Raw genomic sequence first — 17,038 nt, forward strand, 5'->3', positions numbered from 1 at the left:
ACATTGTCACTACCTTTCCACATCAAACGCTTTGTCCGTCATAGCGTGGAATACCTCAGCTTCAGTCGAAGTTGGTGTATCACCAACTACCGTATGAGCCAACATGGCTGCGGCTGATGCAAAAGCTATCGTACGCTCCGTTGTAAATCCACTAGCTTCCCCATGAATGATGCCACTTGCGTAAGCATCTCCGGCTCCAATGCGATCATATACAGAGAATGTTAGCATTTTCGAAAATTCAAATGCGCCATCTTTATACATATAGCCCCTGAGCGAATGTGTATTATCACGATTTACTAAACGGTGTGTACCTGCTATTACAGTTATACCATATTTCTCGGCCACTTTTGGGATAAGATCCTTCAGTTGTTCCAATGAATCTACTTCCTGCGTTTCCATTCCTAGAGTAAAAATAGCGTCCTTCTCGTTCATCATCACAATATCCGCTAGCTTAAGCATTTCATCATAATGCGGCTTTGCTATCGCATAGCCATCCGTACCCCATAGGGAAGGACGGAAGTTACAATCAAATACGACGGACTTGCCGTTATTCTTTACTTCCCTAGCAAATTGCTTCATCTGGTCTCGCACCGAATCATTCATAGCCAATGTAATGCCGCAAAAATGAGCGATGTCTATTTCTTCGGCAATCTTGCAGAAGTCATAGGTATCCGGTACAGACGTGTTAAAGCTACTTCCAAGTCTATCCGAATACGTCACACGGCTCGGACGAGCGCCGAATCCATTCTCTAAAAAGTACATGCCGACATATTTCCCAGCTCTGCTGAGAAACGTTGTTTGGATACCGAGCTTACGCAAGTAGGCCATTGCAGCTTCGCCAATTGAATTGTTGGGTAGTGTAGAGACAATATAACCTGTATGACCAAATCGAGAAAGTGCGGAAGCGATGTTCACTCCTGTTCCAGAGAAGGAATATTGCAACGAACTTGATTGGGCAAGTGACTCATAACCTGGCACTTGCATCCGCATCATAACTTCCCCGAATGCTGCAATCCGCTTAGCCATGTTTTTCTACCAATTTCTTCAGTATGTCAAATAACACGCGAACGTCATCTATATTCGTATTTCCTGTTTCTTTATCAATAATCGAAGAATAGACGTGCGGAATTACCTGTTGTACACCTGCTGCTAGAGCAATTTCCACGATCTCCTCGAAATTCTCCATATCGATACTACCTGTTGGCTCCAGGGCGAATCCCTCTTCTGCACAAGCCTCTGCCACTGCACGGTACTCATCTACAAACTTCAGACCCTGCATCGGATAATATTTCAATGCGTTACCACCCATATCTCTTACAATTGCAATCGCTGCCTTCACTGGAACAATAGCTTGCTCTGCGTTCCCTGCACTAATTGGCCCTGTAGAGATATTCACATAACCTACGCGGCCACTTGGGGAAACAAGACTGTTAATCCAGCTATCTCGACCTTCAAGATTAGCACGTGTTGCACCTACTGCTGGGAATACTTGATTAATATGTGTTCCACCATAACTCTTAGCAATTTCAGCAACAACTGAAGCTTGACGATTGTCTCCTGCTCCAAGACCGATAGAAACAGCATCATCAATAGCTTTTCCATACTCTTTCATTGCTACTACAGCTTCTTGAGCATTTGGGTAACTCTTAGATAATACGCCGACCACTACGTGCCCTTCTGCTGCATCGAATATTTCTTTTGCATTTTCGACGCTGTTTGCCAGTACATTAAGTGCCACACGATTTTTATAAAGACGTTTTTCCATTTGAGACATATTAATTACCTCCTACGATTTGTTGGATTGTTGTTGCAATAACCTGAATATCATCACCTTGCAAAGGACGCGGATCAATGTCAAAGTATCCTTGTCGAACACCGTAATCACGGGTATATATAGCAATACTGCCCTCACGAAGCTGATCGTTCACTTCTTTAGCTGATTTGCCTGCGGCTTGCGAATCGATTTGAACGCGTCCACGGTAGATGGCTCTACCCGCTTCATCTTGTACGACAGATACCTTAACACCAGGAAGTTTAGACAATGGCATCAACACTTCCAAGGATGCTTTTTCCTGTTCACTCTTATCTTCTTTGTCCATATATTCATCCAGCGCCTGAAGCAATCCGAAAGTAGTCTCTTTGCCTACTTTCATACTGCGACCGATCGCATGGAGTTGTACCTTTAGCCAATCGATGTAACAACGTTTACCGCCAACGATACCCGATGTTGGTCCTTCTATTGCTTTGGATCCGCTGTAAATGGCCAGATCGGATACCTGAACATACTTACGGATATCTTCTTCAGCTGCCGCATCCACGATAAGCGGAACACCTCGACGTTGTGCTATCTCCCACGCTTCTTCAACGGAAATCATGTTCTTCTGTACGCAATGATGTGACTTCACGTACAATATCGCTGCCGTATGCTCTGAAATAGCATCTTCAATATGTTCCTTACGTCCTTCGTTGGCGTAACCTACTTCAGTGATTCTTCCACCACCCAAATAGACCATCGTTTCCACTGGAGCACCATACTGAACATTATGACCCTTGAGCATGATGATCTCATTCTTCGCAATCGGCTCTTGATGAAGTCGTTCGCTTCTACGATGGTTTCCTTGCGTCACAATTGCTGCGACAGAAAGCGCGATTCCGCTGGATGCGGAGTTAACTACAACGGCTGCTTCCGCTCCCAAAATATTTGCTATGTAATCTCCTGCTTTATCGACCAAATCAGCAATTTCCACATACTGTTGGCCGCCTTGCTTCATCGCTTCCATAACCGTATCCGTCGGTGCGGAGACACCTAGAATACTCATACGTCCACTTGCATTAATAACCCGCTTCAAACCATATTTAGCATTTAATGAATGTGCCATTCACAATCGCTCCTTTTGCTTCAATATAGGTGTTCGCTATTCGTTGTTCACCTTCAGAATCCGTTAGCGTAACCGCTCCTTGATTGACAGCGAACAGTGTAAGATTAGCTGCATCTCCAGGCTGAATTCGTCCTAGATCTGGCTTGTTCAGCCACTGCGCCGCATGGATGGTCACCCCATCGATAACCTCTTTCAAGCTGTATCCCAAGTAAAGAAACTTCGTCAACACGCTCGATAGACTATACACTGGGCCATTCAAGCGATTACCACGATAAATATCAGTACTGATCGTATTCGGTCTGATACCCGCACGTTTCGCGGCTTCTGCTACTTTGAATGAGAAACTGGCCGTTCCATGACCAACATCGAGATGAACGCCTCGCTCAACGGCATCCACCAGTTCTTGAAGCGGTTGCCCTTCCTCATCGAACAAATTATTAGGCTTGCCATTCAAATAATGAGTTATGATATCCCCTTCTGTAAGCAAAGCCAGCACATCTTGGATTCTTGGGGGTCCCGACCCAATATGAACCATAATGGGAAGTAACAACTTCTCCGCTAGAATTCTAGCTAGCCGGAGTGGCTCAATACCAGTATCTTTAACTACGCTCTTACTAATGCGTGCCTTCAAGCCTACGATAATATCCTGATTATCGAGAACAGCTTGTGCCGCCTTCTCTAGATCAATCCATTCTAATCGGGACAATTCATCCACTTGTAGGAGACCAATGTGGGAAATATTCAGCATAGCGAACAAATTCGTCTTTGCCTTAACCCCACTTGCCCGAAGATCAGTTATACGATCTGCGCCACAACTTCCTGCATCTACAATGGTTGTTACTCCTTGCTTAACGCCTATCTCATCGATCTCATCACCGTATGGATCAAATGCCGGAAAGGCGTGTACATGCATATCAATCCATCCGCTGGAAACATATAAGCCCGAACAGTCATAACTGTCAACACCCGCTGCTCCGCCCGACTCCGTCACTTCGACAATCTTATCGTTCTCAATGACGATATCAACGGACTGTTCATTGACAAGCTTAGCATTGCGCAGCACCAATCTGTCAGTCACTCGCTCTCACTCCTTAATGGCGTAACCACTTACTATATTTCTATATCACATATCCATAGTGTTCACTGACTAATGAATTCAGAATAACACAGACAATGAGCTAAGTAAATATAACGTTATAATGTTTAATTCATCTATCCTTGTTGCTTCAACCGCCGAATTAGATGACATATTAACGGTTCATCAGAACTTAAATAAGCCCCAAAGGAAATCACCCTTTGGGACTTATACACGATATGAAATGATCTATTTATACAATCTCCTTACATTCGCTTGAACAGAAGCCTTGCATCTCCTCTTCGCAATCCTCACAGCAAATGTACTTCGTATCACAGTCGTTATTCGTACAGTTAATATAATGCGCGGAAGGTTTGTGACAATGTTTACACGCCGTTATCAGTGTATCTTCATCCGTATGATTGATCGTTACGGACATACGCTCGTCAAACACATAACATTTACCATCGAACAATTTACCTTCGACTTCTGGGTCTTTACCATAGGTTACAATTCCACCATCTAGTTGATAGACATCCGTGAAACCTTGATCAAGAAGTACGCTAGTTAACTTTTCACAACGAATACCACCCGTACAATATGTCAGAATCGGTCTATCCTTAAATTCGCTTAGATTATCATTGATCCAATCAGGGAATTCCTTAAATGTTTCTACCTCTGGTTTGATGGCATTGCGGAAGTGTCCAAGATCATATTCGTAATCATTTCTTCCGTCTACGACGATGACATCGTCCCTTTGTAGATACTCATGAAATTGCTTTGGATCCAACCGCTTTCCACTTGTGACAGCAGGATTGATAGGGTTCTTATACTCCAAAGTCACTAATTCTTTTCTATGTCTTACAAAGATCTTTCTGAATGCATGGCCGTCTGCTGGATCTATTTTAAAAACCATATCAGCGTACAGTGGGTTACTAAGCATATCTCTCATATATTCCTCTGTTTGCTCTACGGTTCCAGATATCGTACCGTTTATGCCTTCATCTGCGATTAATATCCGTCCCTTCACCCCTAGACTCTTGCAGTATGCCAAATGATTGACGGCTTCCTGCTCGGAATTGGTGATCTCTACGAACTTATAGAACAACAAAATTTGATACTTATCCACGATACTTCCACCTTTCAATCTTATACCTATTTATTTTACGTGTAGCTCATTTTCCTCTTCGGGACATAAAAACAGTGATATGTCATTGACATCTCACTGTTATTTTTCTTTTTTCTTTTTAATTGAATAAGTGCATCGTTGTCCACCCTTGGCAAGACATTCCGTTCTCTCAACTTCTGCATCACCCAGCAAGGATTCAAATAACTTCAACTCGCAAAGGCATGCATGTTGATACTTTGTTGCTACTTGCTCGATGGGGCAATTGTGTTCTTTCAACAGAAATTCTTCATCATTGATCTTTTCCCACTCAACCATATAACCATTATCGTTCTGAATTTCTGCGAGTGTAGAGACTCGATGTTCAAGATTCTTACCTTCCATACTTGCATCATATTTCTTAACCATTTTATTTTTCCGACCTTCAAAGAGCTGTTCAATAGCTGATTCTCCAACACTATCTTTAAGTTCATCTAATAATTCAAGTGTTAATGTATGATATTTACGTGGAAAGAAACCATCCGCATGTTCGGTCAAACAATACACAGCTGTAGGTCTGCCCATGGATTGCCTTATCGTCTTGGATGAAATCAGGTTATCGCGTTCTAACGATTGAATATGGCGTCTGACAGCCATAACCGTTATCCCTAACTCTTCTGTAAGATCTTTTGTACTTAATTCACCTTTCGTTTTGAGGAGTTGAAGAATACATTCCCTCGTCGAAAGCTGCTTGTTATCTATCGTTGTCAATCATAATCACCATCCGATAAAACGTTATATTATACACGCCGACTTCATTCATTTTCGAAAAATACAAATGCATCACGTTCATCTAGCTTCATTTGTTCTACCAACTCATCAAGGTCAGAGAATTTAATTTCTTCGCGAAGAAATGAAACAAATGATAGCGATACATGTGTTTCGTACAAATCACCAGAATAATCTAATAAATAGGCCTCAATTAAGTACGTTTCTCCCTCGACCGTAGGACGGTAACCCGCACTTATGAGTGCATTCCGACGTTCCTTCCCATGATCGCCATTTACTATCTCAGCGACACCTAAGTAAACACCTGGTTTAGGAAGTACATATTGATCTACTTCCCCTCCTAGATTAATTGTTGGAAACCCTAATGTACGACCTAAAGCTTGACCATGGATTACGGTTCCTCTCAGGGTATAGGGTCGACCCAATAGACTTTGAGCACCTACCATCTCGCCGTTCTTAATAAGCGATCGAATCGTGGTACTATCTATCTTTTCTCCATCTTCTTTTAAAAGTGGAATTACCGTAACAGGAATACCTATTTGTTTACAAAGTCTAATGAGATCAAGCGTATCTGATTCTCTTGCTTTTCCTAAGTGGAAACCTTCTCCAACCACGATATGTTTAATATTCAATCTGCTTAAATGATCTAACACAAATTCTTTTGCCGTAATTCGGGCATAATCTTTCGTGAAATGAATGTTATAAAACCGCTTCACACCATGATTCTGGAGTAGTTCCATTTTATGATGCAACGGTGTAAGTGACTTATCATATGCTGGATCATTCTTCACAACCCAAGTAGGATGATCCGAAAAACTCATCACAGCTAACATGCCATCATGTACTTCAGATGCCGTGTGTAAAAGCTGTGAATGACCTCTATGCACACCATCAAACTTGCCTATGACTAATACTAAAGGCGTTGAATCTTCTGGGGGTTTGGACGTAATTTCAATATACTCCACATTATATTCCTTCTTTTACTTTTATATTGTGATCTATGAGCAGCACTCTTTATTAGTCTCTCACTCAGCAATCCTAGGAATTAACGAAAAAGTAGGCGGATACCCTCAATCGTTCAATGACTGCTTCTCGAATGAGTTCAGAATCAACCGTTTCCTCTAGTGCTTCGCTCATACAAGACAACCATGCATCCGCATGTATGGGTGTGATCGTAAAGGGCATATGACGTGCTCTCATTCTAGGGTGTCCAAATTCTGATGTGTATAGATCGGGTCCTCCAAAAAACTGACTTAAAAACATTTCTTGCTTATCCATCGTAGACGAAATTTCTTTTGGAAATAATGGTGATAACAAAGGATCGTTCAACACCTTGGGATAAAAGGATTCCACTAATTTGCGTACGCCTTGCTGTCCGCCAAGTTCATCAAATAAGTTCACGGGCATACCCTCCAGTTTCTTTATATTACTCTATTATTTATTGTTGTCATTCTTGAAATGCTCTCATAAGTATATATTGTATACATGAATGTTAACAATGTATAGTAGTTTACCTAAACTTACTTATATTAATAAGAAGAAATAAAAAAACAGCGCGTTGTCGATGAGTCATCGGCATGCGTTGTTTTAGTGTAATTTTGATTATGTTTAATTCCACAATCCCGCTGCTTCTAATTTCTTTTTACCATTGAAGGCAAAGATTATGGTTACCACATTTATGATCAACATCAGACCAACTGCGTACAGTATGGATGTATAACTACCCGTAATCTGGGCGATGTACCCATATGCCGGTAACGCAACAATCCCCGCGACAGCTAATCCAATAACAGCAGAACCATAGATTTGACCATATTCTTTAGTCCCAAATATCGCTGATGTTAGTAAGGGACCTAATGTTCCGATGGATGCCACTACGAATCCATAGATACAAATCGCTACGGTGAACATCACTTTGTTTCCAGGAATGGTCACCAATATTGCAACTGGAACTAATCCTAGGATCATCGCAAAGATCGCTGTATTCTTCGCTCCAATCTTATCGCTTAATACGCCAAAGGCTAAAGCCCCTACCAATACACCTATGGACCAACCACCCATTGCACTACCCGCGAATGCGACATCATAACCCACACCCATTGCAAATGGTGCTACAAATTGGCCGAAACTTCCGATTGCAGTGATAAAGAAGAAGAATAACAATAACGCATAAAAAGCAGAAGACTTTCTCGCTACAGCAGCCGTCACGCCCTTTTCTTCCTGTGTAATTGCAGCTGTCATATCTTCAATTTGCACTTCATCTTCTCCTAGACGTTGTAAGCCTTTTTCTTTCGGAGACTTCCTGATCGTTAAGAGTACCGTTGGGATAACGACAATCATCACTATGACCCCTAAGAATATATACGTATATCTCCAACCTTCACTAGCTATTAATTTACCCGCCATAGGCTGAAGAATTGCTCCCATTGCACCACCTGAAGCCACCACAATTCCCATGGCCAGACCATTATGTTTTTTAAACCATTTATTAATTAATACTGGGGCAGCCATTTGGGTTACGAAAATCGATCCAATGGACATCGGAATACAGAACAAGTACCAACCCCACACCGAGTTCATGAATCCAAACATAGCAAACGATCCTGCTTGTAGGATAACACCTACGATTAACACCAATCTAATATTATATTTAGCCATAAATTTACCTGCAAATGGAAGGAATAGCATGGTTACAATCGATGAAATACTAAAGTACAAGGATAGACTACCCATTCCAACACCTAAATCTTCCGTAACAGGTGTTAGGAATAGTCCTCCCGCTGTCATAATACCGCCTTTTGCAAAGCCGACCATAATCGCCAGTCCTAACAGTATCCACCAAGCATAGTGAATTCTTTTCTTTGTCTGATCCATGATGTATACCTCGTTTTCCTAAATGATCTCTACTTGTTATTTATACAAAATTATCTCAATTTAATGGACCCGCCATCTACCATGATGGTCTGACCTGTAATATAATCAGAATCTTTTTCATTATTGTTTCTCCTTTAAGAACATTATTTATAAGAATCCATAACTCATATTTAGTTCTGGAGTAACTAATTGCCTGTCCAATTAATTTTTACTTTGAGCAGTATTTATATTCCTCGCTCTTTAAATATTATTGGATTTACTTACCCATTATTAATAAGCAGGCATAAAAAAGCCCCTATAAGCGTTTTTAAGTGCTTCAAGGGGCTACTATATTTGTGTAATAGCTTATTCAATGTGATTAATTCCAATGCCCTGCTTTTTCGAGTTTCTTTTTACCGATAAAAGCATACGTCACAGATACGATATTGATGAGCATCATAACAGCAATTGCATACAGAATCGCAGTATAGCTACCTGTACTTTGAGCAATAAAACCGTAGATAGGAAGAGCAACCATAGCTGCAACAGCTAAGCCCATCACAGCAGTTGAATAGATTTGAGCGTATTCTTTATTGCCGAATAATGCCGTTGTAAGAAGGGGACCTAACGTTCCGACAGATGCAATTACGAATCCATAGATACAAATAGCAACAGTAAACATTACTTTGTTGTTCGGAACAGTTATAAGAATAATTACGGGTACTAGTCCTAGAATCATCGCAAATATTGCCGTGTTTTTTGCCCCAATTTTATCTGACAATACACCGAAAGCTAACGCACCAACGAGCGTACCAATCTGCCATCCGCCCATTGCAGAACCTGCAAATGAAACATCATAGCCTATGTTCATTGCAAAAGGTGCTACGTATTGACCAAAACTACTAATCGCAGTTATACAGAAGAAGAAGATAAGCAACGCAAAAAATGAGGATGATTTTATTGCAACAGATGCTTTAACACCTTTTGCTACTGCTGTTTCAGTAGCGGAAGTATTGGATGTTACTTCTTCACTACCCAATGCTTGTAAGCCTTTTTGTTGTGGAGACATTCTGATCGTTAATATGACGATAGGAATAACGATGATCATAACTAACAATCCTAAGAAGATATAAGTGTATCTCCAACCTGCGCTAGAGATTAAGTTACCCGCCATAGGTTGAAGGATGGCTCCGAACAACCCGCCTGAAGCGACCATAATACCCATTGCCAACCCATTGTGCTTTTTAAACCAGTTATTAATCAGGATAGGACCTGCCATTTGACAAACAAAGACGGAACCCATGGCCATTGGGATACAGAATAAGTACCAACCCCATACCGAGTTCATTAGACCAAACATAGCAAATGACCCAGTCTGTAAAATAACACCTACGATTAGTATGACTCTAATATTAAATTTAGCCATTAACTTACCTGCGAAGGGTAAGAAGATCATTGTAACAATCGCTGAGATACTGAAATATAAGGACAAGCTACCCATCCCAATACCTAACTCTTCAGTAACAGGGCTTAAGAATAAACCACCTGATGTCATAATACCGCCTCTTGCTAGACCTACCATTAGTGCTATACCCAATAACACCCACCAAGCATAGTGGATTTTTTTCTTTTGCTTACTCATGTTGTGAGATCCTCATTTTTTTTATTTTTGAGCACTAATAAATTCGAACAAAAAAAGAGAATTCCCAGAGGGGCATCTCTTTTTTGTATAATCGATAAATAATTAGTTCCAGTGACCTGCTGCTTCAAGTTTCTTTTCACCTTTGAAAGCAGAGGCAATTGCAACAACGTTAATAATCAACATGATGCCAACTGCATAAAGAATGGATGTATAACTACCTGTAAGGTCGGAGATGAATCCGTATACTGGTAAAGCAACGATACCTGCAATAGCTAATCCCATTACAGCAGTTGAATAAATTTGACTGTATTCTTTATTACCGAATAAAGCTGTTGTAAGTAGGGGCCCTAAGGTAGCAATAGATGCAACCACAAATCCATAAATACAAATTGCTACAGTAAACATAATTTTGTTAGTACCAACAGTTAATAACAAGATAACAGGTACTAATCCTAGAAGCATCGCAAAGATTGCCGTGTTTTTGGCACCAATCTTATCACTCAAGAATCCAAAAGTTAGCGATCCAATAAGTGAACCAACCATCCATCCACCCATTGCAGAACCACCAAATGCGATATCATAGCCCAAGCTCATGGCGTATGGTGCTACATATTGACCAAAACTTCCTATAGAAGTGATTAGGAAGAAGAACCCAACCAAGTAATAGAAAGCAGACGATTTTCTTGCAACAGCTGCTGTAACTCCTTTATTCACTACATTCTTAGGAGCAGTTTTATCATCACTCTTCACTTCGTCCATGCCAAGTGCTTGTAAACCTTTTTGTTGAGGAGCCATTCTGAGTGTTAAAATGATCGTTGGAATAAGAATAACCGCTACTAATACACCTAGGAAGATATAAGTATATCTCCAGCCTTCGCTAGAAATAAGATTACCAGCCATGGGTTGAAGGATTGCTCCGAACAAACCACCTGAAGCAGCCATAATACCCATCGCTAAGCCATTATGCTTCTTAAACCAGTTATTGATCAATACAGGGCCTGCCATTTGACAGACAAAGACGGAACCAATAGACATCGGGATACAGAACAAGTACCAACCCCATACAGAATTCATAAAACCGAACATTGCAAATGATCCCGCTTGTAAAATAGTACCCGTTATGAGTACCGTTCTAATATCATATTTAGCCATCAATTTACCTGCGATAGGCAAGAATAACATTACAACAATTGATGAGATACTAAAGTACAGGGACATGCTTCCCATTCCAATACCTAAATCCTTGGTAACAGGTGTTAAGAATAATCCCCCTGCTGAGTTAATGCCGCCCTTCATAAGACCGACCATAATAACGATCCCTACTAATACCCACCAAGCAAAGTGGATTTTTTTCTTACTCTGATTCATCTTGTATCCCTCATTTTCCTGATTATCTAGTTGTCTTACACTCTTCGAAATACTAGTTTTTTTCCGTATTTCAGAGCTATTTTTGCAAAAAAAAAATACAGCTTGAATGATTCATTTTGAAATAATTCTTGCTAATTTTTACATTACAATATGAATGCCCTTTTCTATAAAGGGCATTCATACATATATATTATTATTTTAAGAGATTAAATTAACGTAATTTAATAGATCCACCATCTACCATGATCGTTTGACCCGTAATATAATCAGAATCTTCGCTCGCTAAGAATACAGCAACGCGTCCGATATCACCTTCAAGCTCACCAAGTCTTCTCATAGGGATCTTAGAAAGCATACCTTGATAATACTCTGGGTTTTTCTCTGCCCATTCAATCAAGCCAGGGGATTTAGCAATTGGAGCAATGATGTTTACATTGATACCAAATGGACCGAATTCATTTGCCGCTACACGAGTAGCTGCACGAATCGCTTCTTTTGCTGCTGCATAAGAGATTTGATTTACATCTCCGTTAATTCCAGCGCCAGATGCAAAGTTAATGATTTTCCCTTGTGTTTCTTTTAAGTAAGGTAGTGCTGCTTGCATGAAGTAGAATGTTGGATAGAATCCAGTGTTGAACGATAGATCGAAATCGGCTTGAGTTGTATCCTCAATCGAATTCATTTTTGATGCATGCGCATTATTTACTAGAATATCTAATTTGCCGAATTTATCAGCAACTTGTTTAACGATTCCAGCTAATTTATCATGTTCTGCAAGATTTGCCTGAATGAAAATGGAATCAGGTGCATATTCCTGCAATTCCTTAATGGTCTGGTTACCAGCTTCTTCATTCAAATCGATAATAACAACAGTTGCTCCTTCTTTAACGAAAGCCGTTGCCATTCCTTTACCAATACCACCAGCTGCGCCAGTCAGTATGGCGATTTTTCCTTCAAGCTTTTTCATCATTCAATCCCCTTTATAGCAAAATAATTTATAATAACAATAGACTAAATTAGTTTTGGAGTAACTACATGTTCACCTGGTTGCATTTATATACTTCTATGAGGCCGGCTTGCATGTTTGTACCTGCTGAAACTAAATTAATCAAAGCAACTTTTTTTATCTAAGTTACTTTATGTAACCATAGTAACCCCAATAATCTATTGTGTCAATAATGTGAAATATAACACAAAGATCTCACATCTTTATCAATAAATATTTTAGACCATATAAAAAAGCAGTTCATCTCTTTATCAAGAAGAACTGCTTTTCGCAAGCAAATTATAACCATTTATTAGACCATACTTCGACTGGCTTTAGAGCAACTGCTAATTCAGTGCCCATTCTAGTTAAAGAATATTCTATCCGTACAGGGCGGTCAGTAAGCACGTTCCGTATCACAATGCCGCAATCTTCAAGTTCCTTCAAGCGCTCATTTAGCATCCGTTTACTTAATACAGGTATACGTGCATGCACTTCACTAAATCGCTTTGGCTCTTCCACCAAGGTATAAATGATTAGACCCGACCATCTCTTCCCTAATATTTGATAGCCTTTCTCTATTCTTTTGAATGCCTCGTCGTTCACTTCTTCAGTCATGACTCCACCCCTTGATAGATGCTATTTTATTAAATAAGTAACAATTAATAACAAAGAAACTATTTGTATCAGTTAATATACCATAATTTACAGATACATGATTAGCATTACAATTTAATTATCAGTACCTTCTAGCACAGCCAAACTTTCGCTATTGTAATACGATTTTGTAAATCCAGACATAAGTATATAAATACATAAAAATGATGGTGGTAAATAATTACTTCTATTGTTCTTTAAATGACTATAACTACAAATACCAAGCTCACTGAAGCGAGTGCTAGGACCCTACAAAAAAACCAACCGCTTTAAGACCTACAGGTAAGTACAAAACACAAAAATACTTATGATATAAGAATGTGTTACTTTTGTGTTACTTCTCTCACATCCCTACCATGGTTTCAGCATTCCTTACACTGAGAAACATTAATACGCATAAACATTCAAAATATTCCCTTCAACTTAAGCCACCCTAGTACTTATATAACTACCTAGCATGATCACGAAATGCTCAAAAAAAACCGAGCAAATCACAGGAATAGATACCTGAAATTTGCTCGGTTCAGCGGTTAATCAAATCGCTATTGTTAGCTCCACTATTAAAATACGCTACGCACTAATCCCCCATCAATTCGTAATGCAGAACCATTAATTGCTGAGGAAAGAGGACTGCTTAAGAAGGCAACGAGATTTGCTATTTCGTCAGGTCGAATGAGTCTTTGAATAATGGACGTCGGACGATTCTCACTCATAAATCGCTTTTCTGCTTCTTCGATCATCAAATTATCATCAGGATAAAGAGTATCTAACATTGTCTCCACCCCTTCCGTTAGCGTAGAACCAGGCATAATCGTATTGACAGTCACGTTCGTTCCTCTAGTCAGCTCTGCTAAGCTGCGAGAGAGCGAGAGTTGCATTGTCTTGGTGGCACTATAATGAGCCATTTCCTGAGATGGCATAACAGCTGCCTCACTGGCAATGAAGACGATTCTCCCCTCCTGATTATGAATCATTTGTTTAAGGTAGTGCCTTGTAAGTCGAACACCACTCATAATATTGACCTCAAAGAATTTAAACCATTCTTCATCAGGGATATCGAAATATTCTGCCGGCTCAAATATTCCAAGATTGTTTATCAGAATATCTACTTCCGGATATTTCTTAATCATCTCCTGGCATCCCTGTTCCGTTCCTAAATCAGCTACTGCTGATTGAAGAATAGCCTCTGGATATTGTCCTTGAATTTCATGAATCATTTGACTAACCCTCTGTTCATTGCGTCCATTAATAAGAACTGTCGCACCTTCTGCAACTAAAGATATAGCGATTGCTTTACCAATACCAGCTGTAGATCCCGTAACCAACACCGTTTTCCCTTTTAAATGTAGTTCCATGAAATACCCTCCTGATGTGTGTTCTTATTACGTTATTCTGATCTATGTGGGGTTCATTATATAGAACAATCCCCTTTATTCTCAAAGAAATAAAAGGGATTGTTCTGCTTATATGTCAAGTTGTCAGATGATTAGAAATCGAAATTATCTGGGTCTGGACCCACTCGGAGATTCTGATTCAATCCATCGATTCGTTCCATATCTTCTGTAGTCAACTCAAAATCAAAAATAGATGCATTTTCAATGATGCGATGTTCTTTCGTTGATTTCGGTATCGTTACAACGCCATTTTGTAAGTTCCAGCGCAAGATCACTTGGGCAATGGATTTCCCGTATTTATCACCAATTTCTTTTAAGTCCGCATTATCTAATAACTGACCTTGCATTAATGGAGACCATGCTTCGAATTGAATACCATTTTCCTTACAAAATGCTTGAAGTTCCTTTTGAGTCAAACGTGGATGATGTTCCATCTGATCCACCATTGGCTTAATCTCCGCATCTTTCATTAGCTCTTCAAGTTGATGAATAAGGAAATTACTTACACCGATCGCTTTTACGCGCCCATCTTTATAAAGTGTCTCTAGAGCTCTCCAAGCATCCTTGAACTTACCCGCTACAGGCCAGTGAATCAGATACAGATCCAAATATTCCAATCCCAATTTACTTAAGCTCGTCTCATAAGCCGCTAAAGTTGATTCATAACCTAGATCAGCATTCCATACCTTCGATGTGATGAATAGTTCTTCTCTAGAAATACCCGCTTCTTCCATCCCTTGGCGAATTCCTCGACCAACACCTTCTTCATTTCCATAAATAGCAGCCGTATCAATACTGCGGTAGCCATTCATGATCGCTGTTTTCACAGCATTCTCAAGCTCAGGACCTTCCTCCACTAGAAATACACCTAATCCAAACCAAGGCATTTTCACACCATTATGCAACGTTGTTGTATCTTGTAAGTTCTTTACCATTATATTTTTCCCTCCATCTAATCCGTATTTAAGTTATGGTCATCAATGCCTACAAGTGTTATGATAGATGAAATCGAATAAAAAGAATAGTACGTACTTAAAAGTAATATAGGTACTTTAAAGTACCTATAACATCTAAATCGGAGGGTCATCATGATCAAGAAAAAATATAACATTTCAGTTGAAGCAACCCTTGAGGTCATCGGTGGGAAATGGAAATGTGTGATTCTGTGTCATTTAACCCATGGAAAAAAACGAACTTCGGAGCTGAAAAAGTTAATGCCTGGGATTACACAAAAAATGTTAACACAGCAACTACGGGAGTTAGAAGCTGATGGAATCATTAATCGGATTATTTATAATCAAGTCCCTCCAAAAGTGGAATATGAACTTAGTGAATATGGAACGAGTCTGGAAAGTATTTTGAATTCGTTATGTAATTGGGGTGAACAGCACATCATTAAAGAATACGGTGATAAGTTCGCTGTTCTAGAAGACAGTATTTTAAATAAATAAATAAACAACATAATAGAGCAGGAATAGCACCTCATGTAGGATGCCATTTCTGCTCTATTATTATGCTTACTATAGTAAACGGAGATACTTTAACGAGACTGCAAAATTCACGACAAACACGAACTCACACCTACAGAATCTTTCTCTACATTCAAAATCTCATACAGCTCATCAAGATGTTGTATTTCATAAGTAGGTACAATCCCAGTATTATTGGGTAACATGTCAGGGTTGAACCAACATGTATCTAGTCCCGCTAGCTGTCCACCTTTAATATCTGCGCTTAAGGAGTCTCCAATAATCAATCCCTTGTCCACAGTGAAATTAGGAATTCGTGCAAAGACATAATCGAAGTATTCTTTCATAGGCTTTTGGAATCCCGTATCTTCTGACACAAAGATATCCTTAAATAGCGGGTGTAATCCTGAATCACGTAAGCGTCTATCCTGAGTCTTCGAAACACCATTCGTAACAATATATAAGTCATATTGATGTTGTAGATCTGTTATCAATTCAAACGCCCCATGAAGAAGCTGATGTCCCTCTTCTAAGTAGCTACGATATTTATTTTCCAATAAGGCCCCATCAACCTCTTGACCGTATTCCTTAAAAAGAATTGAAAATCGCGTATTTACTACCTCATCACGATCCAGTTTCCCTTCTTCAAAAGACCTCCATAGACCATGATTTATTCTTTTATAATGTGCTTCTAATTCACTGGTTAAGGGCATTTCTTGATCCTCAAAAAGTAAACGCAACGCTAATCTCTCAGCTTCACCGAAATCTAACAGCGTATCATCTACATCAAATAATAACGTTCGATATTTCTTCAATATGATC

General features: G+C 39.7%; 17 protein-coding genes. 1 reads left to right on the forward strand and 16 read right to left on the reverse strand.

Going from position 1 to position 17,038, the window contains the following annotated elements; all coding sequences use genetic code 11:
• Window positions 1-9: 9 nt before the first annotated feature.
• The 15 genes from BW961_RS24350 to BW961_RS24420 all read right to left on the reverse strand — a co-directional run bounded on the left by BW961_RS24350 (window position 10) and on the right by BW961_RS24420 (window position 15,682).
• The gene (locus tag BW961_RS24350; protein ID WP_068590830.1) at window positions 10-1,026 is read right to left on the reverse strand and encodes a sugar kinase; all 1,017 of its coding nucleotides are present in this window, start codon (window positions 1,024-1,026) and stop codon (window positions 10-12) included.
• Complete coding sequence (gene dagF, locus BW961_RS24355) at window positions 1,019-1,774, reverse strand: 2-dehydro-3-deoxy-phosphogluconate aldolase (RefSeq protein WP_068590833.1); 756 nt, start codon at window positions 1,772-1,774, stop codon at window positions 1,019-1,021. Before dagF ends, BW961_RS24350 begins: the two co-directional genes overlap by 8 nt.
• Before the next feature lies 1 nt (window position 1,775).
• The gene (locus BW961_RS24360) at window positions 1,776-2,879 is read right to left on the reverse strand and encodes a DgaE family pyridoxal phosphate-dependent ammonia lyase (RefSeq protein ID WP_068590835.1); all 1,104 of its coding nucleotides are present in this window, start codon (window positions 2,877-2,879) and stop codon (window positions 1,776-1,778) included.
• Window positions 2,857-3,957: an amidohydrolase/deacetylase family metallohydrolase gene (locus BW961_RS24365; RefSeq protein ID WP_068590837.1), complete on the reverse strand. Its 1,101-nt coding sequence runs from the start codon at window positions 3,955-3,957 to the stop codon at window positions 2,857-2,859. Before BW961_RS24365 ends, BW961_RS24360 begins: the two co-directional genes overlap by 23 nt.
• 250 nt (window positions 3,958-4,207) lie before the next feature.
• The gene (gene trhO, locus BW961_RS24370; RefSeq protein ID WP_068590941.1) at window positions 4,208-5,086 is read right to left on the reverse strand and encodes an oxygen-dependent tRNA uridine(34) hydroxylase TrhO; all 879 of its coding nucleotides are present in this window, start codon (window positions 5,084-5,086) and stop codon (window positions 4,208-4,210) included.
• Window positions 5,087-5,182: 96 nt separating this feature from the next.
• The gene (locus BW961_RS24375; protein ID WP_139331738.1) at window positions 5,183-5,830 is read right to left on the reverse strand and encodes a helix-turn-helix transcriptional regulator; all 648 of its coding nucleotides are present in this window, start codon (window positions 5,828-5,830) and stop codon (window positions 5,183-5,185) included.
• 44 nt (window positions 5,831-5,874) lie between these two features.
• Window positions 5,875-6,813, reverse strand: a complete 939-nt coding sequence (locus tag BW961_RS24380) for a bifunctional riboflavin kinase/FAD synthetase (RefSeq protein ID WP_068590839.1) — start codon at window positions 6,811-6,813, stop codon at window positions 5,875-5,877.
• 73 nt (window positions 6,814-6,886) lie between these two features.
• A complete protein-coding gene (locus BW961_RS24385; protein ID WP_068590841.1) occupies window positions 6,887-7,255 on the reverse strand; it encodes a globin domain-containing protein in 369 nt (122 codons plus the stop codon).
• Between the two features lie 201 nt (window positions 7,256-7,456).
• Window positions 7,457-8,722, reverse strand: a complete 1,266-nt coding sequence (locus BW961_RS24390; RefSeq protein ID WP_068590843.1) for an MFS transporter — start codon at window positions 8,720-8,722, stop codon at window positions 7,457-7,459.
• 358 nt (window positions 8,723-9,080) lie between these two features.
• The gene (locus tag BW961_RS24395; protein WP_068590845.1) at window positions 9,081-10,343 is read right to left on the reverse strand and encodes an MFS transporter; all 1,263 of its coding nucleotides are present in this window, start codon (window positions 10,341-10,343) and stop codon (window positions 9,081-9,083) included.
• 102 nt (window positions 10,344-10,445) lie between these two features.
• Window positions 10,446-11,711, reverse strand: coding sequence for an MFS transporter (locus tag BW961_RS24400; protein WP_068590846.1), 1,266 nt, complete (start codon window positions 11,709-11,711; stop codon window positions 10,446-10,448).
• 211 nt (window positions 11,712-11,922) lie between these two features.
• Window positions 11,923-12,678 carry an SDR family NAD(P)-dependent oxidoreductase gene (locus BW961_RS24405; protein ID WP_068590848.1) on the reverse strand — a complete coding sequence of 252 codons (756 nt, stop codon included), beginning with the start codon at window positions 12,676-12,678 and terminating at the stop codon, window positions 11,923-11,925.
• A 318-nt stretch (window positions 12,679-12,996) separates the two neighbouring features.
• Window positions 12,997-13,314 carry a winged helix-turn-helix transcriptional regulator gene (locus BW961_RS24410; RefSeq protein ID WP_068590850.1) on the reverse strand — a complete coding sequence of 106 codons (318 nt, stop codon included), beginning with the start codon at window positions 13,312-13,314 and terminating at the stop codon, window positions 12,997-12,999.
• A gap of 599 nt (window positions 13,315-13,913) precedes the next feature.
• Window positions 13,914-14,708, reverse strand: a complete 795-nt coding sequence (locus BW961_RS24415) for an SDR family NAD(P)-dependent oxidoreductase (protein WP_068590852.1) — start codon at window positions 14,706-14,708, stop codon at window positions 13,914-13,916.
• Window positions 14,709-14,839: 131 nt separating this feature from the next.
• The gene (locus tag BW961_RS24420) at window positions 14,840-15,682 is read right to left on the reverse strand and encodes an aldo/keto reductase (protein WP_068590854.1); all 843 of its coding nucleotides are present in this window, start codon (window positions 15,680-15,682) and stop codon (window positions 14,840-14,842) included.
• Window positions 15,683-15,835: 153 nt separating this feature from the next.
• Between BW961_RS24420 and BW961_RS24425 the strand changes: the two genes are divergently transcribed.
• Window positions 15,836-16,198 (forward strand): winged helix-turn-helix transcriptional regulator, encoded by a 363-nt coding sequence (locus BW961_RS24425; RefSeq protein ID WP_068590856.1) that lies wholly within the window; start codon window positions 15,836-15,838, stop codon window positions 16,196-16,198.
• 107 nt (window positions 16,199-16,305) lie between these two features.
• Here the strand turns inward: BW961_RS24425 and BW961_RS24430 are convergent, their stop codons facing one another.
• The gene (locus BW961_RS24430) at window positions 16,306-17,031 is read right to left on the reverse strand and encodes a YjjG family noncanonical pyrimidine nucleotidase (protein ID WP_068590858.1); all 726 of its coding nucleotides are present in this window, start codon (window positions 17,029-17,031) and stop codon (window positions 16,306-16,308) included.
• Window positions 17,032-17,038 lie beyond the last annotated feature (7 nt).

It is taken from the genome of Paenibacillus macquariensis, from assembly GCF_900156375.1.
Taxonomy (GTDB): domain Bacteria; phylum Bacillota; class Bacilli; order Paenibacillales; family Paenibacillaceae; genus Paenibacillus_AQ; species Paenibacillus_AQ macquariensis.